This is a genomic window from Mycoplasma zalophidermidis (assembly GCF_018913985.1).
Lineage (GTDB): Bacteria > Bacillota_I > Bacilli_A > Mycoplasmatales > Metamycoplasmataceae > Mycoplasmopsis > Mycoplasmopsis zalophidermidis.
The window spans coordinates 273,186-295,806 of sequence record NZ_JAHMHK010000001.1 but is presented as its reverse complement, the minus strand read 5'-3'; the positions used below and the strand labels follow the sequence as shown (position 1 = coordinate 295,806).

Here is a 22,621-nt window from a genome sequence, read left to right as displayed (position 1 = left end):
CATTGCTCTCGCAATGTTTAAATTTTTATTTTTATTTTTCTTCGATAACAAAAATTTCGTCACCAACAGTGATTTCGCTTCCTGGTTCGATTAGAACTTTAGCGATTACACCTGTAACTGGAGCAGGGATTTCTGAAGTCATTTTATCGGTTTCAACTGAAAATAAGTTGTCTCCTTCTTTAACTGAATCTCCTACTTTAACGAAAACTTCGGCTACTTTTCCTTCGTGTAGACCTTCTCCGATGTCTGTAAATTTCATTGAAAACATAATTATAATTCTCCTAATAATTCTGGTGTTTGTAATAATTGCATGATTCTGTTGTTTAGACGACCCATGTCTCCGCCATCTACTCAACGGTGATCAGCTGCGATAGTTAAGTATAGTTCTTTAATCAGTGAAAATGCACCGCTTTTATCTGCCTTAACTCCGTCAACAATTGAACCAACGGCTAATATAGCAGTTTGTCCTAGGTTAGGAATTGGTGAACCAAATAGAACACCCATAGAACCTACGTTAGTAACTGTAAAGTTCCCTCCCGACATGTCTTTCATTGTTAGTTTTTTGTCTTGTGCTAATTGCGCTAGACGAACAATTTCCTTTTGGATTTCAACAATGCTTAATTTTTCAACATTTCTAATTACAGGCACAACTAAACCATATGGTGTGTCGACTGCAATATTAATGTTGATTGTTTTTGGATAAGAAACTTCGCCTTTTTCTCCATCTCATTTTGCTGCAAATGCAGGGAATTCGGTCAATGCGATTGCGGTAGCTTTAATAATTCATGAAAGGAATGTTAATTTAACTCCTTCTTTTTCTTGAACACTTGCTACTACTTGTTTACGAAAATTTCATAATGCGCTAGCATCCGTTTTTTGTGTTAGAGCACAATAGGCAATATTGTCAACAACTTGTTTTAAGTTCTTAGCAATTGCTTTACGGATTGGGGTGATAGCTTCTGTTTTAGCTACCAATTCTTTTGCTTGAATCATATCTGACATAATGATTATTTAGCTTGTGCTTTTCTTTCTAGAATCGCTTTTTCACGAGGTGTTAATTCACCTTCTTTTTTGCTTTCGCATTTAGGGCCTTCGCATGATTTCTTAGTTTTTTTGAAAGATGAGAAATCTAGCAATTCGTCTGAAACTTTGATAATTCCAACTACTGCTGGGGCGCTTTCTTGTTCTTTGTCTTTATCTGACATTTTAAGCCTCCTTAAGGTTGTAAATTTATAAATTCGAATTTATTCATTTAGCAAAATTAATAATTCACTAACCTATGCATCAAGATTTAAATTATTAAATTGCTGTTTTAATTATAATATAAAAAAAATTATAGAAAAAAATAATATGATATTAACAAATTTTACTAATATGACTATATTTGAATTGTTTTCGTAAAATTTAATGCTGCTAATTACACAATAAAAAGAACAATAAAATTAGAATTATTTGCTCTGTTTTCATAAAAAAATATCTTGTTTTGTGAAAACAATATCATTTTAAATCACTTCCATAATATTTTTCATATTTCCGAGACGAACTTTTTTTCTTTTTTAATTTACGAATTATGCTTTAAATAAAGCTTTTTCGGAACACCTTAAAATTTAAAAAAAATTTTTATTAAAAAAGTTGCAAAAAAACAGGCTTAAAAATTTATCTTTTTTAACCATAAAGACTAAAATATAGTAGAGATTAATAAATTTCAATGAAGGAGAAACCACAAATGGCAAATTTTAGTGAACACATTCAAACACTTTTAACAAGAAAAGCACAAGAAAAAGTGTTATCTGTATTATTTATTGATGGAGATGATAAAAGATCAAGAGAAGCAGCACTTTTCTTACAAAATAACGGATTAGCAAAACCCATTATGCTTTTAGAAGACGAAACACAAATCGTAAATGATGGTTTAAAAAATATAGTTTTATCAAACGAAAAAGAATCAATAGAAAAATACGCTCAAAAAATGGCAGAAATTAGAAAAGGCAAGGAAGATCTAGATACTTGTCGTAAACTAGTTGCATATCGTCCATACTATGGAGCAATGATGATTAGAAATAAGGACATCGATAGCGCTGTAGGAGGTTTAATTTACTCAACACAAGATATCTTAAGAGCAGCATTTAAATGTGTGGGACCAAAACCAGGCATCAAAACAATGTCATCAGTAATCGTAATGCATAAAGGAGAAGAAAAAATTATATTCACAGACCCTTCCACAGTGCAAAAACCTGATGTTAATCAATTGGTAGATTTAGCCGCAAATGCTATTGATTTTGCAAAATCAATGGATATGAATCCACTAGCAGGATTCTTAACATACTCAACAAACGGCTCTGGTAAAGGTGAAAATCCAGACTTGGTAAGAGAAGCGGTTGCAATGGCTGTTAAAAAAGGCTTAAATGTAATTCCCGGGGAAATGCAATTTGACTCAGCATATGACTTAAATGTTAGAGGTAAGAAATTTCCTACTGCCCCTCAAGAGCCTGCTGGAGTATTCGTATTCCCGAACCTAGAAAGTTGCAATATTGGATGCAAAATTGCTCAACGTATGGGTGGATACGGTGCTGTTGGTGCAATCATGGTTGGAGTTAATGGGGCAATAAATGACTTTAGCCGTGGAGCCACTGTTCAAGATGTTATCGATGTAACATCAATAACAATTTTGAAAGGATATGAATTTTTATAATATGAAAAAAATATTAACAGTTAACGCGGGTAGCTCAAGTCTAAAATGAGCACTATACTCATATACAAAAATGGAATTACTTGCAAAAGGTATTTGCGAAAGAATTAATTTAGATGGAAACATCATCATTAAAATGGGCGGAAAAACCTGAGAACATAATGCGGATATGCCTAATCACACAGTCGCAGTAAAAGAATTATTAAAATTGTGAGAAATTCATAGCGTTGTACGCGATTTTGATGAAATTGAAGCTGTGGGATTTAGAACTCCTTACGCCGGACATGATTATTTATCACCAGTTATTTACGATGATAAAGTTAAAGAAGGAATAGAAGAAGCAGCAAAATTTATTCCGCTGCATGCTCCTGCTACACTAGCGGCTGTTGAAGCATTCAATATTGCATTACCAAATGTTAAAAAAGTAATTTGTCAAGATACTGCTTTCCACGCATCTATACCTGTAGTAAATAGAACATTCGCAATAAACGCACAATGAGCAAAAAAATTCCACATTTACAAATTTGGATATCACGGTTTAAGTCATGACTACATAACAAACAAAATGCAAAAAGTCCTAAATAAAAAGAAAGTTAATATCGTAATCGCTCACCTTGGTTCAGGGAGCTCAGTATGTGCAGTTAGAGATTCTCTATCTTATGATATTTCAGTTGGTTTCAGTTCATATGATGGTTTAATGATGGGTACTCGTGCCGGAGGAATCGACCCTGGTATTACCGACTACTTAGTAAGAGTTGAAGGTCAAGACGTTCAAGAAGTTCAGGATATGATGGTTAAAAAATCTGGTTTATTAGGAATCTCGGGTATTTCAAATGATATTCGCGATTTACACAAAGTTTACGACAAAGAACCTTCTGCTAAATTGGCAATTGACATGTTTGTTGCGAGAGTTGTAGACTATATAGCTAACTACTTAAACAAAGTTGGTAAAAGAATTGATGCCTTGGTCTTTACTGCTGGTATTGGTGAAAATGACGCAATAATTAGAGATATGGTCGTTAAAGGAATTAATGCTTACAACGTTAAACTTTCTGCACCTAAAAACATTCAAAAATACGAAGATTTCCTTGAAATTTCAACCCCTGGTTCAGAATTTCCTATTTATAAAGTTAGAACAGATGAAGAAGTAGTTATAGCAAGATACGTAAAAAACTTAATGAAAAAAAATAAATAATAAAAATGTGTTTAATGCACGTTTTTTTATTACTAAAATGTGTTTTTTATAATTTGGGAGTTTGTTTTCTTTATATATAATACAATTATGACCGAAACAAACAAAACCAATAAAACATGATTTAACATTATAAAAGTAATTGCTACTTCCTCAAAAGATTTATCGAACATAGATAACAAATTTCACTGAATTACCAAATTACTGAGAAACGTTTATATGTCCATAATTTTTGTTGTCTATCTAGCTTCAATATTAACACTGACAATTAGATACAGCTCAATTAGCGAAAACAATTGAATTAAAGCTTTATTAGGAATAAATCATATATTAGTTATTGTCATAGCTTTCATAGATTTTATTATGTGGGGAATAATCTCATTTGAAGGCAAAAGACCATGATTGAATTTATTAAAATATCCTTTTACCTTTATGGGAATTTTACTTATATTAATTTTAATACCATCTGTTAATGAACTGATTATTACCTTTTCCGGAAAAGGTACAAAATTGTATTTTTTACGTTATTTTGTCTTTGTAAGAATTATAAGAGTCTTCATGTTACTCTCATTATTTAGTCCTTTTGCAGCACTTTTTAGAGTTTTTAAAAAAGAAAAATATGTATTAATTTATACATTCATATTTATGTTATTTGTAATTATTATATTTTCATTGATTTTTTATAGTGAAGAATATAACACAACTACTAAAATTTTTATGCAAAAAGAAGGGCAAACAGTCCCTGACGGTAATCAATTTATAAAAGCAATATATTTTACAACAGTTACAATGACCACTATTGGATATGGCGACTTAACACCAGCAACAGAAATTGGGCGCGTTATGGTAATTGTTCTTTCAATTATTGGTATCGCAATTTTTGCGATACCAAGTGGTGTGATTGCTGGTGGTTTCATATCAGAATTAAAATCACAAATTTCCGAAAGAAAGAAAGAAAACAGCAATGAATAACAAAAAACCAACAACTGCGTTGGTTTTTTCATATGGTGCCGATTACGAGAATCGAACTCGTGGCTACTGATTACGAGTCAGCTGCTTTACCACTAAGCGAAATCGGCATAAAACAATTCTATATTGTTTTTAAAAGAATTGTTTGTTTTTTACCTTTTTTAAAAATAGCATATTTTGAATCATAAAATTTTGGACTAAATAAACTGTTTTCTTCAACTTTTTCACCATCCAATTTCAGTGCAGTTGCTTGAATAAATTCCCTTGCTTCTCTCTTAGATGAAATGAATCCCTTGTTAATTAAACAGTCAATAACATTCTCTCCAACAGATATTTCGCAAATTGGCAAAGAGGGTTCCATATTTTTTAAATCCTCGGGAGATAATTGGAATAAATCAAAGTTTTTATCAAACAAAAATTTTGTAATATTAACAGCATTTACAGCTTCCTTGCGACCAAATATATCTTCAACTACTGAAAATGCTAATTTTTCCTGCGCAACACGTTTAGCAGTGTTTTGGTTATGTTCGTTCATTATTTTTTTAATTTCGTCAAGAGAAATGAATGTTAATCAGTTTAATAATTTTTCAACTATTGCGTCACTTTGGTTGTATAGGTATTGATACATGTTGAAAGGTGAAGACATTTCTTTATCTAATCAAAGTGATCCTCCACCTGTACTCTTACCAATTTTTTTACCATTTTCATCAGTTAATAAATCAATTGTAATTGCAACAGCTTCGCTTTTTTCGCCTAAATCTTTAGTTATCATATCTAAACCGGTAGTTATGTTGCCTCATTGATCGCTACCCCCTATTTGAACTCGAACATTTTTCGATTTATATAAATGTAAAAAGTCATAACCTTGCAACATTTGATAAGCAAATTCAGTAAACGATAAACCTCTTTCAATACGTGATGACACAGAATCTTTGGCCAACATATATGCCACATTGATTAACTTTCCAGCATCCCTTAGAAATGTAAGAATATTCATATCCTTGTATATTGAATAGTTATCAAAAACTTCTAAACCAACTGACTCTAGTTGCGATTTAATTTTTGTTTTATTAATAACAACTTGTTCATTGTCTAGTAAAACTCTTTCAGAATCTTTGAACGAAGGATCGCCAATCATTCCGGTTGCCCCTCCGATTAAAGCGATAACATTAAAACCGGCATTCTTAAATCTTTTTAATGTTGACATAATTATGTAATTGCCAAGGTGTAAACTTTTTGCTGAAGGGTCAAAACCTCCATACACACTAACTTTTTTCGGGTCTAAATTATTAAATTTATCTTCATTGCTAATTTGTTTTAATATCCCCCGTGCTTTTAATTCTTCTATAATAGTCATATTTTCTCCATTAATTATTTAAAGATTAATTCAGGATATATATCCTGTATTTTTTTACCCAGATACTCATTTTTGTGTGATGTAGCAAAACTTAAAACGTCATTCTCAAATGAATCTTTATATTTATCTAGGCCAAGTGAAGAAGCACTACATAACATTCCTTCGCTGGTAACTCCCATTACTTCCCCAATTTTAATTTCTTGTCCTTGTGGCGTTATTGAACCGGTCATATATCACGCCAAATATTTGCCTTCGGTAGTATAAAGAGTATTGGTAATAATAGTTTTCTTAAAACCTCCAAAATTGACAGTAAGAACAAATAATTTTTCACTTTTTGGGTGTTGTTCACGTTTGATTATTTGCCCTACTAAAACATTGGAATTATCGTTAAAATTAAGTTTTTCGTCAGTAAGTTGACTAATTTCATTGATTAATGAGCTACAATAACTTTCACTAGCAAATCCAAAAATTATGTTTAAATTACTTCTTGAATTTTCTTTGCAAAATACAGATCTAACTTTCAAAGACTGGTTATTCTCTACTAAAACCGAATAAAACAATCCTTCTTTTTCAAATGTCTTTGTAACTGAAGCAAGAACCGTAGAGTCAAAAACTACCTCGGTTGTATTTTTAAATTCTTTGTTGTAATTAAATATTATTGCCATAGTAATTTTTATTATACTTTTAAATTTTTAATTTAATAATAAATATTAATTTCACAAATAGAACAAACATTTTAGTATTAATATTTTTTTTATTGCTTTTGCATTATAATAAACTTATGAAATATGCAATTGTAGTAGATTCTTCTTCTGCTTTAACTAAAAACCAAACCGATAAATTAGGATGATATTATTTACCATTACACATATCAATTAACGGTAAAGAATACAGAGATGGTATTGACATCAATGGTTCAAACTTATTCGAGTTTTATAGTACAAAAGAAGAAGCAAAAACGTCAGCAATAAATTTAGGGGTCGCTGAGGAATTATTGACTAAATTGTCAAAAGAGTTTGACAAAGTTTTAGTGTACCCAATTTCAAAAAACTTATCAGGAACCTGCAATTCTTTAACGGCTTTGAGTCGCGATTTTGAAAATGTTAGAGTTGTACAATCAATTCAGGTTTTGCAAATGATAACAATGGATTTGGCTTGATTTGAATATCAAATGTGTAAGGATTCATCAAAATTCGATGAGTATGTAGATATGATGGAAAACGGTTGATACACAAAATCAATCACATTAATACCAAAATACAACCAATATCTTGTTAAAGGTGGTCGTTTACACCCCACTGCCGCTTCGGTTGCGAGATTATTCAAAATTGTACCAATGATTTGTTGAGAAGAAGGTTTTCTAAAAAAAGAAGCTGTAGGAAGAAGTTTTTTCAAAACTTGCTTAAAAGCAGTGGAAAGAAAACAAGTGTTATTGCCTATTGAAACAGATAAAGAATTATTCACTATGGCCTTACATTCTATGGCTAAAGAACCAGAATTAACTGACTTTGTCGACAATATCACAAAAACCCTAGGTGTTAAACCTGTGGTTGATTTGATTGGTCCGGTTGTATCAATCCATACAGGTCCCGAAGCATTAGCTGTTCTAGCTTTTGTTTTAGAACCAGAAATTATTAAAATAATTAAAGAAAAATTTGAAATTATTAAAAAGGTGGCATAGCTGTCATTTTTTTAATTCAAAAAAAGTATAAAAAAATGGCAGGAGTGACAGGACTCGAACCCATAACACACGGGGTTGAAGCCCGTTGTTCTACCATTGAACTACACTCCTAGCTCAAATTGCTAAATTATTATACCAAACATTTTTAGAGTTTAACTCATTTTTTGTTTTCAGTTATAATTTTTGCATGCTTAAGACATCTAAATCAAATTTAGAACCAACTAAATCAAATGCCAAAATACACACAAGATCAGGTCTAATTTACCATATTGTTTGTTTAGCAGTTTACCTAGCATTTTTTCTTATTGCTGGCGTATCTGTATTTTTAGGTTATATTCCTTTCGGACCAACTCAATTAACCTATTTACCTTTGATTGTTGTGATTGCTACAGTCCACTTAGGTTTCAATGGTTCATTAATCTCTGGATTAGGTTTTGGTTTCTCTTCTTTTATTGCAGCATTTATTTTAGGTGTAATTAAATACCAAAATTTTGATTTATCAGTTGTTCCTAGAGTGATGATGAGTTTAATTGTGTATTTAATTTACATACTTATAAATATGAAAAATAAACCAAAAATGTGAAAATTCTTAGTACTAATTTTAGCTGCGACATTTTTAAATACTGCTTTTGTTCTTGGGTCACAATATTTTCATAATAAATTCATTGGCGAAATTAAAGGGATTTTGCCACCGCTAGAATGAATGGTTGCTCACACGGTGAATTTAATTAGTGAACCGCTATTTAATTTATTAATTGGATTGGCAGCATATTTGCCTTTGCTTGAGATAAGAAAAAAATACTTGGAAAGATTGAATTTATCGTGATAATTCAATCTTTTTATTGCGTTTTTACTGAAAAATGTTGATTTTATTTAAATTGAACAAATACAAATAATTCTTTATAATAATAAAAAAGGAGAATAATGCAACAAAAAAAGATTATTATTGATTTACACATGCATTCTCCTGACTCGAATATTTCAGGCAGTAATGTATCAATTTTTGATGAACAAATAATGATTGAAAAATTAATTAGTAATTACGTATCGGCCGCTTGCTTTTCAGATCACGACAAATTATTTTTAGAAAGTTATAAAAGAAGACTTGGATTAATAAAAGAAATGAAGGCAAATATATTGTTATTGCCTGGGTGTGAAATTAACCTAATTTCATACAAGGGCAATAAAATTGCTCAAGCTGTAATTGTTTTTGACCCTAATGAAAATTTAGAAAAAATCGAAAAAATTATAAACTCTAACTTTTCACACATGAACAGAAAAAACCACAGTTACAAAAGTTTGTGTAATCTTCTTAAAGGATTTAAATTTATGATATTTCCGCACATCGGAAAGGGAAAAGATTTTTTAGTATTAGAAGATTTGATAAATTGTCAAGTTGATGGTTTAGATTCAACAACTTTTAACTCCTCGAATCTAAAAAAAGTTTCAAAATTTCTCACTGATGTTCCAGTTGTAATGTTTAGCGATGTTCATGATTGAAAAAAATATCCATATGATAATACCAAATATCAAACATATGTAACTGTTAATGGCAATGTTTCTTTTGACACTATCAAAGAAGCCTTAAATAAAAAATTAGTAGAAATAAAGGAGTATTAATGATTAAGAAAATAGTTTTTAAAAATACAGTAACCGGAGAAACAAAAGAAGTAAATTTTGGAAAAATAAATGTTATCTTAGGAGAAAAAGGCTCAGGAAAGAGCACGTTTTTACGTCTTATTGCTGAATCAATAGCAAAAACAAACATATTTAAAAGAGGAAACAAAAAAGAAGATTTTGTCGAAAATAAATATTGTCTGGCGATTGAAAAGGTTATTGATGAAACCGGTGAATACTATTCAAACAATTTTCTAAATCTCAATAAGCCTCAAAATAAATATACCGATGGTTTAAATGAATTACAAGAAAAATTTAGCTGTTATATAACACAAAATGATTCGCGAAAATCTTCTATTGATTATTCTTCAAAATTTAAAAAACTTGTGAAAGAGAATCTACCTATATATGTATCAGAAATACTTAAAGATCCGATAAATACAGAATTTCTTCAACCTTATGATGATTTGGCTAAAACTTTTTGTGAATACAATGATTTAAGCAAAAAAACCATAAATTATCACATACCATTTATATTAGAAAAAACCAAAAACACCAATTCTTCACTATCAACCTTGCAGACAAATACGTTTGATTGAAATGCAGAAAAAATGCATTTAGAGAGTCTTAGCAATAATTTAACGACTAATGAAAATGAAATAAAAAGACAAATTAATTTAATTGGTTCATTAAATTTAGACATAATAAAAAATATTGATAGTTTGGATCATTATAAAGATTATTACAAAAAAGAGCATGACGAATTCAATTCAAAATTAGTTATTTTAACCAAATCACTGAATGATTTTCAAGTAGCAACCAAAAAATTAAATGTTAAAAATAAAATATTAAAAAATACTCTAGAAAGTTTTGTGTCAAGTTATGAATATGCTTTGAAGGCAGCGAAAGAAAGATTAAATAAAAACGAAAATAATTTGAGTCAATATAATGAACTGTGCGACTATTTTGCTAAATCTGCAGAAAAGTTGTTTAATTGCAATAAAGCTTATAAAAACGTTATTGATAATGAAAATAAAAATACGTATTCAGTTAATTGAAATTTTAAATGGAAAATTCCAAATGAGGATGCAATTTTTTTGAAAGTTGAACCGTTCGATTTAGATGAAGGTAACATCCAAGATATTATTAAAGAAACTATTGGGTTAAATGCTAATAGAAGAAAAAATATTATTGATTTAATAACATCTTCAAATGAATATACATTAATGTCGCAACGCAAGAAAGAAGAAGTCGTAAATACGTTGTTAAAAGAACATATTAAACTGAGTGTCGGTGATAAAAACTATGAACAGATGTCAAATGGCGAAAAATCGCTTTTTGGTATTATGCACACCATTGAAAATATTGATTCAGGAGACAATGGCGAATATTTATTACTTGACCAAATTGAAGACGACCTTGATAATTACACAGTGGTCACAAAAGTAATACAATTGCTAAAAGAATTTAAAAACACAAATAAGCAATTATTTATAGTTACACATAACGCTAATATTGGTACATTGTTGGAAAGTGACTCGATTACAATAGATTTGGAAAAAGAGTTAGACCAAAAAATAGTTGAAAACAAGATAATCAATAAAAAAGAAACAGCTGAATCATATTATTTAGAAGGTGGATTTGAGGCTCTAAATAAACGAAGCAAAATATTAAATTACAAACTTAAAAAGGGAGAAAAGAATGATTAATATTGATTTTAAAACAGACGAAGTCAAGGGGTCTATATTAATAATAAAAGACACAAAGAGTAAGAATAAATGAGAAATTTATTTAAATAATCCTAAAGACACATGAAACAAAGAAGCAATTGATAAATTTCTTGTTGAATTTGTAGCAAACCATTCATCAGATAATAAAAATGTTGAATTGGTAATTACTGACGAAACGTTTGAAGCATCGAAAGACAATACATCTGTTTCATTAATTGTTGAATTATTTAAAAAATTTGTCGAAAGATTTAAAACTCTATAAAAAATAATAAAAAATTCCGTCCCGCGGAATTTTTAAATGATTTTATTTTATATAAATTTATATTATAATACTTTTGCGCCGTCTTAGCTCAGCCGGTAGAGCACATCCATGGTAAGGATGGGGTCGCAGGTTCAAGTCCTGTAGTCGGCACCATATACCCGTAATGGGTTTTTTATTTTAAAATTACACGTTTTTTTCCTTCAAAACTATAATCTGATAGATAAAGTTTTCCATCGGATAAATCAAATGTTGGTGCATTTTTGAGTTGTTCTTTTTGGGCAAAATGCACCTTTACTCTCTTGTTATCCATAAAGCAATAAGCTGATGGATTGGGATTAAAAGCTTTAATAATTCGCAACGCTTGATTACAAGTCATGTCTTTTTTTATTTCCCCAGCTTCTTTTTCCAATTTTGGACTAAAAGTAACGTAGTTTTCATCTTGAGCAGTTCTATTATATTTACCACTATCAATATCATTAATTCAAGACACAATATTTTCAGCAGCTATTTTTTTTAATTTTTCAAAAACATCTTTTGACGTATCATTTTCGTCTATTTTTATCAATTTTTGAACAAAAACATCTCCCGCATCCATTTGTTTAACCATCTCTATTACACTAATCCCAGTTTCTGAATCTCCATTTAAAACTGCATATTGTATAGGAGCAGCTCCCCTATATTTTGGCAGTAATGAACCGTGAATATTCAGATTAAGTTTATTAGCCAAATCTAATATTTTAGATGGTATAAACTGTCCAAAAGCAGCAGTAATCAAATAATCATAATTTAATGATTTTAACTCATCGTAAATATCGACAATCTTTTCAGGTTGAAAGCATCTAATATTATATTTTAAAGCTAATTCTTTAGTGGGTGTTGGTATTATTTTTCTTCCTCTCACAGAAGGTCTGTCTGGCTGAGAGACAATGGCAACAACATCAAAATTTTTAATCAACTCTTCAAAAATCGGTACTGCGAACTCAGGAGTACCAGCTAATAATATTTTTTTCATATAAACATTATAATATTGGAATCTATTTCCGCGACGATTTTATGGACGAAAGGATTATTTTTTTATATATAATTAATTTAAGTGGAGGAATATGAATCCTGTTTTTGAAAAATGACGAGCAAAAGAATCGAAAGATAAATTGTTTGCAAAAAAAATACTGTCTTTTGGTTTAATAAACAAAGAGGCGGAAATTAATTATGCTTTTAGCAGAAGCATGTTTTTTACTGGTAATAAAGTTATTGCTGAAATCGGTGTAGGAACCAATCTTATTAACGAATATACCGTTACCGCTATTGCTGAATCGTTAGGGAACATGCTCGATGATCAAAAATTAGATTCTAAACAAATATTTTTCGGTAATGACCAATCATTTCACGGCAAACTTTATACAAGTATTATGAGTAGAGTACTAGATAAAAAAGGATACTTAATCAATACGATAAAAGATGCTGAAAAAGTACCTAGCATCACGCACAAAACGATTACAGAAAAATATAAAATACCAGTTCGTGTATACATTGGTAAATACAAAAATGTAAAAAACAGTATTCAAATTGCGTTTTATTGAGGAGATGGAGAAAATTTCAACGCAACTGATATAACTAAAATCTCAATGAAATTAAACGAAGTTAACTATTTAATGATTTCAATACCTGAAAATGAGATTAATGTTAATTATATTGAAGCAATGGATGAATGCATTAATAATTCACTGGAATTCATAAAAAGAAAAAAAGGCTTTTCAAAGATCAATAATAATTTATTTGCTTTTGATATTTCATCTCACGAACAATATTCATACATTAAAAATTTACATAATAAACTGGATATTAAGGTTAAATACAGAGATAATAAAACAAATAAAAACTGATATAAATCAAATCTTAATCAGTTGAATAGTCTTAATATGAAGTATTGGTTCAGAAAAAACGATGCGAATTTTGCGATCAATAGGTCTGGAAGCGGTGCTTGTGTATCAATAAAACACAAACATCTTTATAAATACCTAAAACCTGACCAAATTTCTGCTATTTACCTTCATTTTTTAGTGAATGATGATCCCGATTTTGATAAATCTAATTTAATTAATGCGTTCGTTGCACGAAGTTTTAACTCTTCATCATTATTAGATGTTGTTGCTAAAAAATATAACATAAAAACATTAGTTTTTCACAATCATTCATCACTATATAAGCAATTAAAAGACAATAATAACTTACTAATTGCTCACACAAATAATTTTGAATATATGCTTAATTCTTCTAATTACATATTTGATGCTTATTTATTTTCAGCAGAATTAATGAGAATGATATCTGTTTACAAAGAAAAAGGTTTAACGCTTTTTGACATTTTGAATAAAATTTACAGTGAATACGGTTATTCGCACACGCAAACCAAATCATATGAAATGCCTAAAAAAAGTATTGGCAGTTTCATAAACAGACTGAAAAATACAACACACGTTGGCGAACAAAAATTAGTTAATTATAAATTAATTAAAGATCATGCTATTGAATCAAATATTTATTTAAAACTTTGTTTTGAACAAGGAGATAATTCAGTTATAACCTACAATTCATTAGATGAAAAAATGACTATTTTTACAGATGTTAAAATTCGTAAAACTGACGAAGATGGCAAGTTGGGTGTGATAATTCGCGAAAATAATATGTTAGATAGTATTTTAGAGCTTAAAGAAACATCTTCTACTACTAAATTAAATGCTTTTTCGGTATTAAAATATGTGTTTTTTGTTTTGATTTTATTCGGGATATTCGCGTTCTTATTTCACTCAGTTTATAACTTTAAGAGTTCAAATTCGGTAGGTTCAGCCAATATTAAAGAAATATTTAATGGTATGTGAACGCAAATAAATACGTCTGTATACTCCAGAGCTTCATTTATTGCGATAATAGGTGGTTTTTTGATTTATTCTTTCACAAACGCGATGATTTTCAAAAAACTTTTGAAGTGGCAGAACATAAATGTTAAATTCACAGATCTATTGACTGGTTCACTTATCTCTTTAGTTTCCCAAAATGTAACTCCAAAATCTATCGGTGGTGATATTGCCACATATTGATTTTTAAGAAGAAGAAACGTTCCGCGCCCACAACTTATTTCTTCAATTGTTATAAATACGTTTATTTGGCAAATGAGTAATATATTTTTAATCGTTGTGTTTTTACCAATTGGAATTTATTTTTATGGTAATTTCTTTTCTAATGTAAAAACAGATAAAACATCCTTAATTATGCTTATTTCCTTAATATTGGGAATAACAATAGACTCAGTTCTAGCAATTGGTTTTTTACTACTGGCTTTAAATAAAAAAATACAAAATTGAATTTTAAATAAATTAATTAATTTCCTTGAATGGTTACCCTTTGTTTCGATTTACGATGCAGATAATAAACGCGCTAAACTTCAATACGAATTTTATAAAGTACGGCACGGATTAAAAACTGTTATTAAAAAATGGTATAAATTTATTGAATTATTAATCTGAAAAATATTGCCTTGAGCCTATGTTCCATTAGCTTGATTTGCTTTGTCAACCGATATGTTACAATCACCAATTATAGGTGGTTCATATTTTAATATGATGGTTGGAAGTGTATTAATTAGAAACATTAACTCAATTTCTCCAACACCTGGTGGTACTGGCACAAATGATATAATTAGCAAAACTATTTATGAATTTATAATAAAACCTTCAAGTCACTTAGATATAGCTGCTCGTTCATCACTGCTTACATCTATTAAGGGTATTGGGGAAGTAATTATTCCAACACTTCTATCTGCAATCATTTTATTGCTAGTTTTTATTGGTGAAAGAAGAGTTGATATCCATAATGCAAGGAACAAAAACTTAAAATTAATTAATAACGAAAATTTAAACCAAATCAGCGAAACAAAAACAAAATTTTATAAAATAAGTTTTTCTTTATTAACTATAGTTTTAACATTAATAATATTAAGTTTTGTTTTTGTGAATTGATAAAAGCGCTTAATGAGTTGCTTTTTTTATCAAAAATATTACAAAACTTTTAATATGGTTGCTTATAAAATTTTCAAGAATAATGATTAAAGTGAAATGGTAGTTAAAAATAATATCAAATGTTCCGTTTTACTAAAAATATAGAAAAATAAGTCTTTTTGTTTCTAATTCCATACCTATTTAGTTCTTTTTTCCTTTATAATAAAAATGCATTTAAAATTAATTAGATGTAATAAATTGAAAGGAGAATTGAATGAATAATTCACAAAATAACACAACTACTCCAACCAGTTCTCCGAGGAAAAATAAAACACTTTACGGTATTTTTCTTTGAGCTGTAATTTCGTTTGCATATCTACTATTCGTTATCAATTGAGGTTTTTCAATTGGTTTAAACGGCAGCGGAATTAAAGATGGTGTAACACATGCCGGTGTCCTGGGGCATTTCAAGATTGTCAGCGATACTTCGTTTGCATTAAACAATAGCGCTACTAACTGAGCAATAACATTTGGTCGTGGAATTGGTTCTGTGATGGTTGCTCTATTATTGGTGCGTTTCGCGCATAAAAAGACAACAATCATTGCCTTAATACTTACACTATTTGGTATACTGGCTCAATTCATGCCGGCTGCACCATATGGTTATGTTTTATATTTATTATTAAGAACACTAATGGCTATTGGTGGAACTATGATGATAATTCTTACTCAACCTATAGTTGCAAATTTCTTTACAAAGAAACAAAAATCAATAGCTTCTCAATTTGGTATTTGGTTTTACCCGTTAGGTACAATAATATCTATTGTTCCATTTGTTTTTATTTCAAAATTGGACACAATCCAAAATAATTGACAGGTTATATTTACAGTACTAGCCGCACTTAATATAATTCCTTTACTAATATTTATTTTCATGGGTTCAAAATTTGATGTCACAAATAAAACACAACAATCTAAAACCAAAGAAGAAAATGCCGGAAAAATTCTTTTAGGTTATTTGAAACAAAAACAAACTTATGTATGAGTAATGCTTTTTGGCGGATGATTGGCTGCGGTAGTTTTCCCAACCAGTTTATCAATTAATTTCTTTGCTGATTTAGCAGGAGTTAAAAGATCATTATTCACTAAAGAAATTCGGATCTGATACATTTTGTTTTTAGCGGCGGTATTTATAGGACCAATATCTGTTGGTTTATGATCTAGATATAACTTAAAACGTAGATGATTTGTCGCAACTATCATCGGCGGTGGAATACTATTCTATGTACTATCAACAATAATATTTATTTTTGGTATCGCTAAGCAGCCTAACGGTAGTGCTGTTCGTATTACAAGTTTCATTTTCTTTTATGTGTTTGGATTCTTGGCCGGTCTTTGCTTATGAGGCATCCAAGGTGTAATCCTGAATCTACCTCATGAATATAAAGATACAAATCCAAAAACAGTTGGCTGAATGTTTAGTTTAATATGAGGATTTGGATATATGTTCTTTACATTATGTTTAATCATAATATCATGTGTACCTCTTGTGGGTGGCGCAACAAATTCAGGCAATAACTTTACATACGCATTAATTGGAACTTGTCTAATAGTCCTAATGTCATTAATAGCAGTAATCGGTGCTCTATTGATAAAAGAACCTTCACCCGATGCTAAGACATTCCCAAGTTGATCTAAAAAATAATAAAAATTCAAGGTTAAACCCTTGAATTTTTATTATTTTTAATCATTAGTCAATTTTCTAAAATACTCAAAACGAGTATTTTAGAAAATTATATTTCCATTTTAAATGTTGTTTTACAGATATCAGTAATAACTATATCGCTACGTTTCTCAAATAGTTCTTTCGCAAATTCTTTAACTTTTTGTGAAGCCCCAAAAGGAAATTGGATACCATATTTTTGATTCATTTCTTCCATTTTATACAAAAAGGTCTCTCTTGCCAATATTGAAGCACAGGCAACTTCTAGTGAAATATCTTCAGCTTTATTTGCTAATATAATATCCTTTTTGATTGTCGTAAATTTGACAAAAAAGTTACTATTCATAAATTTGTCATAGTATTTTTGGATACAATTAGTTGTTGAATATTTGTCAATAAAAATAAAATCATATTCGTTATTTTTAACTAGAACCTTATCAATGGAGCTTAAATGAGTAAACATTTTTAATTCATTTCCGTTATGCATTTTGCTCATATTGTTAAAACCTTTAGGCGACAAAACATAAACGCCATAAACACATAATTTTCTTATTTGGGGAGCTAACACCTTTATTTTGGTGTCGCTAATCTTTTTGGAATCAATAACACCCAATTTAATGAGTTTTTCTTTATTTTCTTGCGGTATTAAAACCGCCGCTGACACTAGTGGACCAAAATAATCTCCAACTCCTACTTCGTCAACTCCGATAACTCTTTTATCGACAACATTCAACGATGAGTTAAATTCTATAAAATTCATTAATCATCTGCTTCTGTATTAACATATGAATTCTTCTTCATTTTAGAACGAACTCTTAAACTTTTTGCTTTTTCTTCTTCTGGGTTATCAAGGAATTTATTGATGTAGAAACCTACGGCCCCTTCAGTATTTTTCTTATTAATTCTAACAGTTGCGTGCTTTTTAACTGGTTCTGGAGCGTTTTTCATAACCACAGCAGTTTTAGCTACCTTAAACATTGAAATGTCGTTGTGACCGTCACCAAATGCTACGATATTTTCTAGTGGAATATCGTAATAACGACTTAATAATGAAATAGCACGTCCTTTGTTTACTGACACATTAGTGATATCGAAAACAGGTGTTAAACCTTCTCCTTTCGACCAATATGAAAATTCACCTAAATCTCCATATTTTGCTCTTAGATAATCTCTTAAATCATCTGGATCTGTAGTTTCTTTAACATCAAATATAATTCCTGTAGGTCTCAATGGAATTTTATTAAAATCTAATCCCACCTTAAATTTAGGGTTTTCTTTAAAACCAAAGACTCTCTCAAGTGCTTCATCTCTTCTTTGTAACTGAACTCATCCAGGTCCTTCAATAGCAACATTGCTAATTTCTTGTTTAACTTTTGGATCACCTAAAATGTAAAGCATTTCGTTCAAGTTTAAATATTTAATTAAAGGAATGAAGTTTTCGTCACTGGGGTTATGAATTTGAGCACCATTGTAGTTTGTAACTACAGTATCCAGTCCTAACATGTTGTAAATAGGACGAGTCGATCTTCATGGTCTACCGGTTACCAAACAAACTATATGTCCCTCGTTTTTTGCTCTTTCGATTGCTTTCATTGCAACTTCATGAATAGTTCCTTCTGAACTAGATGAAAGAAGTGTACCATCTAAATCAATTGCAAACAAATATTTTTCTTTTTCTTGCATAATTCTCCTTAAGAATTTAATATATTAACAATTATAAACCAATTACCAGTATTTCAAAATGTCCAAATATAAGTTGATTTTACCGTTGCTATTGAAAAACAGTCTGATATGTGTTTTACTTATAATATAAACAATAGTGGAACTGTATTTCCATAATGTGGTAATGTAACCATATGGAAACATTACGATACAATTTGACAAAAATAGCTTAGAAATGTGTTTTTTGGTAAAAATATTAGCGAAAAATTTATTAAATTGTTTTATATCATAATTTACATATAAGTACCATATGTAGAGTATTAAGTAATATAAAGTATATAATTTAATCGGTACACAATAACAACTATATTCAAAATGTTATCGTTGCCAATTAATATTTATATTAATATAAAATATTACGAAAGGATAATATGGAAAATTTAGTTAAATTACTAAAATCACAGAACTTATATGGTGCTGTTATAGCAACAATGTTTTTTGTTCTTGTTGGTTTCTTCGTAACTAAAAAAGGTATTTTTACTAAAGAAATTAACGGTAAAATATCAACATTTTTACTACAATGAGCACTGCCTTTCTTGTGTATAGTTGCGTTTATGGCTCCAGCCAAAGCAGACGTCGCTAAAGAAGTTGGTATTGTAATTGGACTATCTGCCGCATTCTACATTTTAATTGCGGTATACAGTACCTTAATCATTAAGTTAGTACCTAGATCAAGACTGGTTTCAGCAAAAATTAGAGCTCGAGCTGAAAAGATGTATGAACAATCAGATAAATCACAATCACCTGCTCAATTCAGAGAAGCGCAAATCAATAGCTACGCACAAAAACTATTAACTTCACAAATGATGTTATCATATGCATCATTGCAATTCTTTGCTGTTCCTTTAGTATCAGTATTAGACAAGGTTGTCTTCAATGAAAGCGCAACAGCACTTTTGCAAGTATGGAACTTACCATTTATGATTGGTGCTTTCACATATTGTAAAATGGCTTACTCGGGACAAAAATTCTCTAGAAATCAAATTAAACCTATTTTAAATGCAATTTTCAACCCAATGATGATTTGTCTATATGTCTCAGCAATTTTATGAGCATTACAATTCATTCCAGCAATTCCTAAATTCAACGCTGCCGGAAAATGATATTCAGATACCACAAACGGTACACTACAATTCTGACACGCATTCGGTTTACAAATCCCAATGATTTTCACACCAATTAAATCAATGGTAGGTGTTATTTCGCCATTAGCATGAATCGTAATCGGTGGTTCATTGGCAACATCAAACTTAAAAGAAGCTGCTAAAGATAAAGAAGTTTGAATTACAACAATTAGAAAAGCATTAACAATTCCTGTTGTTATGTTACTAGTTTGTCTACCATTCGTTAAATTTGAATTACTTTCAGTATCTACTGGTACATTATTAGTTATCTTAGGTGCTTGTCCTCCTGCTGCAGTTACAATTATTTTCTCTGTAGCGTTCAAACACGAACATACACCATATACTGCACAAGTTTCATCTCTATCAACATTGGTGAGTTTAATTGCTCTACCAGTTTGAACTGTTGCTAGCTATGGAATCTTCAACGCATTAGTTGCTTAATATTTGGAAACTAAAATAGTCGCATGTGCGACTATTTTAGTTTTTTATTATTAATCTGAATTATTATCTGATATGTTTGTTTCATTTAATAAATCGTCAAATGAAAGATTTGTAATAGTTTCGTTGTGAGTGATTTCTGATTTTGGAGGAAGTTGCATATGTTCTGCTATATATTCAATTTCCTCTGCAACTATTGTTTCTTTATCTAGTAGCGCTGTTTTAATTAACTCTAAAAGTTCTCTATTATTGTTGATAACTTCATGAGCTCTTTTTTGAGCTTCTAATACTATTTTTCTAACTTCTAAATCTATCTCACGTCCAACTTCAGGTGAAAAAGTAGCTGATTTTAAATAATCTCTTCCTAAGAAAGGAGAACCTTCGTCCGCTTCGTACTGAATTGGTCCAAGACCAGACATTCCTCATTCCGTAACCATTTTTCTAGCTATTTTTGTTGCTTTTTGAATATCGTCACTGGCACCTGTAGAAATATTTTCTGCTCCATATATTATTTCTTCGGCAGCTCTACCACCCATAAATGAAGTAATCATTGAAATTAGTTCTTGTTTGGACATGTTGTATTTTTCTTCTTCAGGAGTCATTAAATTGTAACCACCGGCTTGCCCTCTAGGGATAATTGTAATTTTTTGAACTTTATTACCACCGGGCACTTTTATACCTACAACCGCGTGACCAGCTTCGTGGTAAGCAACCATTGTTAATTCCTTCTCAGATATAACTCTGTTCTTTTTAGCAGGACCCGACATAACTCTGTCGATTGCCTCATCAATATCTTCTAATGTAATAACATCATGGTTGAAACGCACAGCTAATAAACTTGCTTCATTAATAACGTTTTCTAATTGAGCCCCCGAATATCCTGGAGTTCTTTTAGCAACTTTTGCTAAATTAACATTTGGTGCAATTCTTTTTCCTTTTGCGTGTAATTCTAGAATTTCAGCTCTTTCTTTAACATCGGGTAAACCGACAGTAATTTGACGGTCAAAACGTCCTGGTCTAATTAAAGCTGGGTCTAAGACATCAGTACGGTTTGTTGCAGCGAAGAATAACAAACCAGTATTTTCTGTCATACCATCCATTTCAACAAGTAATTGGTTTAATGTTTGTTCACGTTCATCGTGTCCACCGCCTAGACCAGCACCTCTTGTACGCCCAATTGCATCAAGTTCATCTATGAATATGATTGCTGGTGCGTTTTTACGCGCTTCCGCAACAACATTTCTAACACGTTTAGCACCTAGTCCAACATACATTTCAACAAAATTTGATGCAGATATAAAGTAGAATGGAACATTTGCCTCACCGGCAGTCGCTTTAGCAAGCAATGTTTTACCTGTTCCTGGAGGACCACCTAATAAAATTCCGTGTGGCATTCTTGCGCCAGCTTTAACGTATTTTTTAGGATCTTTTAAATAATCTACAATCTCAGAAATTTCTTCAATTGCTTCTTTGTTTCCTGCAATGTCTTTAAATTTCTTATCACTTTTAACTTTTTGGGCTACACTTTTATCTTCGCCGGCCATTCCGACCATACCACCTTTAAATAAGGATCTAGTAAATAGTCAACCAATAAGTATGAAAATAATTAATGGTAACGCTGAACGAATAACAACTTCTAAAATAGATGTTTTATTTGATGGCAGTCCAGAATAAATAAGCGCTTTGCCGCTTGCTGTAAAATCCGAACCTTGTGTAGCGGCATTTAACAATGAAGCAAAGGTTTTTGTTTCTGGACCAAACCCGGCATGATTTTGGGCCAAGGCACCTATCGTTTCATTTTGACTAAATCACTGAGCAATGTTTTCGCGGCCTATCTTAGCAGTGTATAATGCACTTTTTCCATTGTCAACAAATTCATAGTTTACAAGTCCATTATAAGTATCTCAATTTGCATATCTTATGTATGTGTTATCGCCTGTATTAGCTATAGCTTTAGATATATGAGCATGTCAAGCATTAATATCAACCTCTGCAGGTGTTGGTTTGAATTTTTCTCACAGCATCCATATCAGTACTGCTGCAACAATAACTCCTAATATAGTTAATAACACTGCTGTTAATTTCGATCTTTTTGGTTGATTTGTTTTATTGTCTCTCATAA

General features: G+C 30.4%; 19 protein-coding genes, 3 tRNA genes and 1 pseudogene. 12 read left to right on the top strand and 11 right to left on the bottom strand.

Going from position 1 to position 22,621, the window contains the following annotated elements; all coding sequences use genetic code 4:
- Window positions 1-37: 37 nt before the first annotated feature.
- The 3 genes and pseudogenes from KQ878_RS01265 to KQ878_RS01255 all read right to left on the bottom strand — a co-directional run.
- Window positions 38-268: pseudogene (locus KQ878_RS01265) on the bottom strand (biotin/lipoyl-containing protein); the annotation flags it as partial.
- 2 nt (window positions 269-270) lie between these two features.
- Window positions 271-1,002 carry a 2-oxo acid dehydrogenase subunit E2 gene (locus KQ878_RS01260; protein ID WP_216567782.1) on the bottom strand — a complete coding sequence of 244 codons (732 nt, stop codon included), beginning with the start codon at window positions 1,000-1,002 and terminating at the stop codon, window positions 271-273.
- Between the two features lie 5 nt (window positions 1,003-1,007).
- Complete coding sequence (locus KQ878_RS01255; RefSeq protein ID WP_171111435.1) at window positions 1,008-1,205, bottom strand: hypothetical protein; 198 nt, start codon at window positions 1,203-1,205, stop codon at window positions 1,008-1,010.
- A gap of 521 nt (window positions 1,206-1,726) precedes the next feature.
- Between KQ878_RS01255 and KQ878_RS01250 the strand changes: the two genes are divergently transcribed.
- The 3 genes from KQ878_RS01250 to KQ878_RS01240 all read left to right on the top strand — a co-directional run bounded on the left by KQ878_RS01250 (window position 1,727) and on the right by KQ878_RS01240 (window position 4,853).
- On the top strand, window positions 1,727-2,692 hold the full coding sequence (locus tag KQ878_RS01250) for a phosphate acyltransferase (RefSeq protein WP_216505308.1): 966 nt from the start codon (window positions 1,727-1,729) through the stop codon (window positions 2,690-2,692).
- 1 nt (window position 2,693) lies between these two features.
- The gene (locus tag KQ878_RS01245) at window positions 2,694-3,884 is read left to right on the top strand and encodes an acetate/propionate family kinase (protein ID WP_216567781.1); all 1,191 of its coding nucleotides are present in this window, start codon (window positions 2,694-2,696) and stop codon (window positions 3,882-3,884) included.
- A gap of 87 nt (window positions 3,885-3,971) precedes the next feature.
- Window positions 3,972-4,853 carry an ion transporter gene (locus KQ878_RS01240; RefSeq protein WP_216567780.1) on the top strand — a complete coding sequence of 294 codons (882 nt, stop codon included), beginning with the start codon at window positions 3,972-3,974 and terminating at the stop codon, window positions 4,851-4,853.
- Window positions 4,854-4,886: 33 nt separating this feature from the next.
- Here KQ878_RS01240 and KQ878_RS01235 read toward each other — a convergent pair.
- The 3 genes from KQ878_RS01235 to tapR all read right to left on the bottom strand — a co-directional run bounded on the left by KQ878_RS01235 (window position 4,887) and on the right by tapR (window position 6,872).
- A tRNA-Thr gene (locus KQ878_RS01235) sits at window positions 4,887-4,960 on the bottom strand.
- Window positions 4,961-4,971: 11 nt separating this feature from the next.
- A complete protein-coding gene (gene tyrS, locus KQ878_RS01230; RefSeq protein WP_216567779.1) occupies window positions 4,972-6,207 on the bottom strand; it encodes a tyrosine--tRNA ligase in 1,236 nt (411 codons plus the stop codon).
- A gap of 14 nt (window positions 6,208-6,221) precedes the next feature.
- Window positions 6,222-6,872: a TyrS-associated PheT N-terminal domain-related protein TapR gene (gene tapR, locus KQ878_RS01225; protein ID WP_216567778.1), complete on the bottom strand. Its 651-nt coding sequence runs from the start codon at window positions 6,870-6,872 to the stop codon at window positions 6,222-6,224.
- 116 nt (window positions 6,873-6,988) lie between these two features.
- Here tapR and KQ878_RS01220 point away from each other — a divergent pair, with 116 nt between their 5' ends.
- The gene (locus KQ878_RS01220; RefSeq protein ID WP_216505303.1) at window positions 6,989-7,888 is read left to right on the top strand and encodes a DegV family protein; all 900 of its coding nucleotides are present in this window, start codon (window positions 6,989-6,991) and stop codon (window positions 7,886-7,888) included.
- A gap of 36 nt (window positions 7,889-7,924) precedes the next feature.
- On the opposite strand, the gene KQ878_RS01215 is transcribed toward KQ878_RS01220, so the two are convergent.
- Window positions 7,925-7,999: transfer RNA gene (locus KQ878_RS01215), tRNA-Trp, on the bottom strand.
- Window positions 8,000-8,075: 76 nt separating this feature from the next.
- Between KQ878_RS01215 and KQ878_RS01210 the strand changes: the two genes are divergently transcribed.
- From KQ878_RS01210 to KQ878_RS01190, 5 genes are all read left to right on the top strand, one after another.
- Window positions 8,076-8,717, top strand: a complete 642-nt coding sequence (locus KQ878_RS01210; RefSeq protein ID WP_216505302.1) for a hypothetical protein — start codon at window positions 8,076-8,078, stop codon at window positions 8,715-8,717.
- A 95-nt stretch (window positions 8,718-8,812) separates the two neighbouring features.
- Window positions 8,813-9,508 (top strand): PHP domain-containing protein, encoded by a 696-nt coding sequence (locus KQ878_RS01205; RefSeq protein WP_216505301.1) that lies wholly within the window; start codon window positions 8,813-8,815, stop codon window positions 9,506-9,508.
- Complete coding sequence (locus KQ878_RS01200; RefSeq protein ID WP_216505300.1) at window positions 9,508-11,214, top strand: ATP-binding protein; 1,707 nt, start codon at window positions 9,508-9,510, stop codon at window positions 11,212-11,214. The genes KQ878_RS01205 and KQ878_RS01200 overlap by 1 nt, the downstream gene beginning before the upstream one ends.
- Complete coding sequence (locus KQ878_RS01195) at window positions 11,207-11,497, top strand: hypothetical protein (RefSeq protein WP_216505299.1); 291 nt, start codon at window positions 11,207-11,209, stop codon at window positions 11,495-11,497. Before KQ878_RS01200 ends, KQ878_RS01195 begins: the two co-directional genes overlap by 8 nt.
- 77 nt (window positions 11,498-11,574) lie before the next feature.
- Window positions 11,575-11,650: transfer RNA gene (locus KQ878_RS01190), tRNA-Thr, on the top strand.
- Window positions 11,651-11,669: 19 nt separating this feature from the next.
- Here the strand turns inward: KQ878_RS01190 and fmt are convergent.
- The gene (fmt, locus tag KQ878_RS01185) at window positions 11,670-12,509 is read right to left on the bottom strand and encodes a methionyl-tRNA formyltransferase (protein ID WP_216567777.1); all 840 of its coding nucleotides are present in this window, start codon (window positions 12,507-12,509) and stop codon (window positions 11,670-11,672) included.
- Window positions 12,510-12,600: 91 nt separating this feature from the next.
- Here fmt and KQ878_RS01180 point away from each other — a divergent pair, with 91 nt between their 5' ends.
- Window positions 12,601-15,516, top strand: a complete 2,916-nt coding sequence (locus KQ878_RS01180; RefSeq protein ID WP_216567776.1) for a lysylphosphatidylglycerol synthase transmembrane domain-containing protein — start codon at window positions 12,601-12,603, stop codon at window positions 15,514-15,516.
- Window positions 15,517-15,766: 250 nt separating this feature from the next.
- Window positions 15,767-17,197 (top strand): hexose phosphate transporter, encoded by a 1,431-nt coding sequence (locus tag KQ878_RS01175; protein ID WP_216505296.1) that lies wholly within the window; start codon window positions 15,767-15,769, stop codon window positions 17,195-17,197.
- A gap of 88 nt (window positions 17,198-17,285) precedes the next feature.
- Here the strand turns inward: KQ878_RS01175 and rnhC are convergent, their stop codons facing one another.
- Window positions 17,286-17,975 carry a ribonuclease HIII gene (rnhC, locus tag KQ878_RS01170; protein WP_216505295.1) on the bottom strand — a complete coding sequence of 230 codons (690 nt, stop codon included), beginning with the start codon at window positions 17,973-17,975 and terminating at the stop codon, window positions 17,286-17,288.
- Window positions 17,975-18,898 carry a Cof-type HAD-IIB family hydrolase gene (locus KQ878_RS01165; protein WP_216505294.1) on the bottom strand — a complete coding sequence of 308 codons (924 nt, stop codon included), beginning with the start codon at window positions 18,896-18,898 and terminating at the stop codon, window positions 17,975-17,977. The genes rnhC and KQ878_RS01165 overlap by 1 nt, the downstream gene beginning before the upstream one ends.
- A 410-nt stretch (window positions 18,899-19,308) precedes the next feature.
- On the opposite strand from KQ878_RS01165, the gene KQ878_RS01160 reads away from it, so the two are divergent.
- The gene (locus KQ878_RS01160) at window positions 19,309-20,502 is read left to right on the top strand and encodes an AEC family transporter (RefSeq protein WP_216567775.1); all 1,194 of its coding nucleotides are present in this window, start codon (window positions 19,309-19,311) and stop codon (window positions 20,500-20,502) included.
- Between the two features lie 50 nt (window positions 20,503-20,552).
- On the opposite strand, the gene ftsH is transcribed toward KQ878_RS01160, so the two are convergent.
- Entirely contained in the window at window positions 20,553-22,619 is a 2,067-nt protein-coding gene (gene ftsH / locus KQ878_RS01155; protein ID WP_216567774.1) for an ATP-dependent zinc metalloprotease FtsH, read from the bottom strand.
- Window positions 22,620-22,621: the final 2 nt, after the last annotated feature.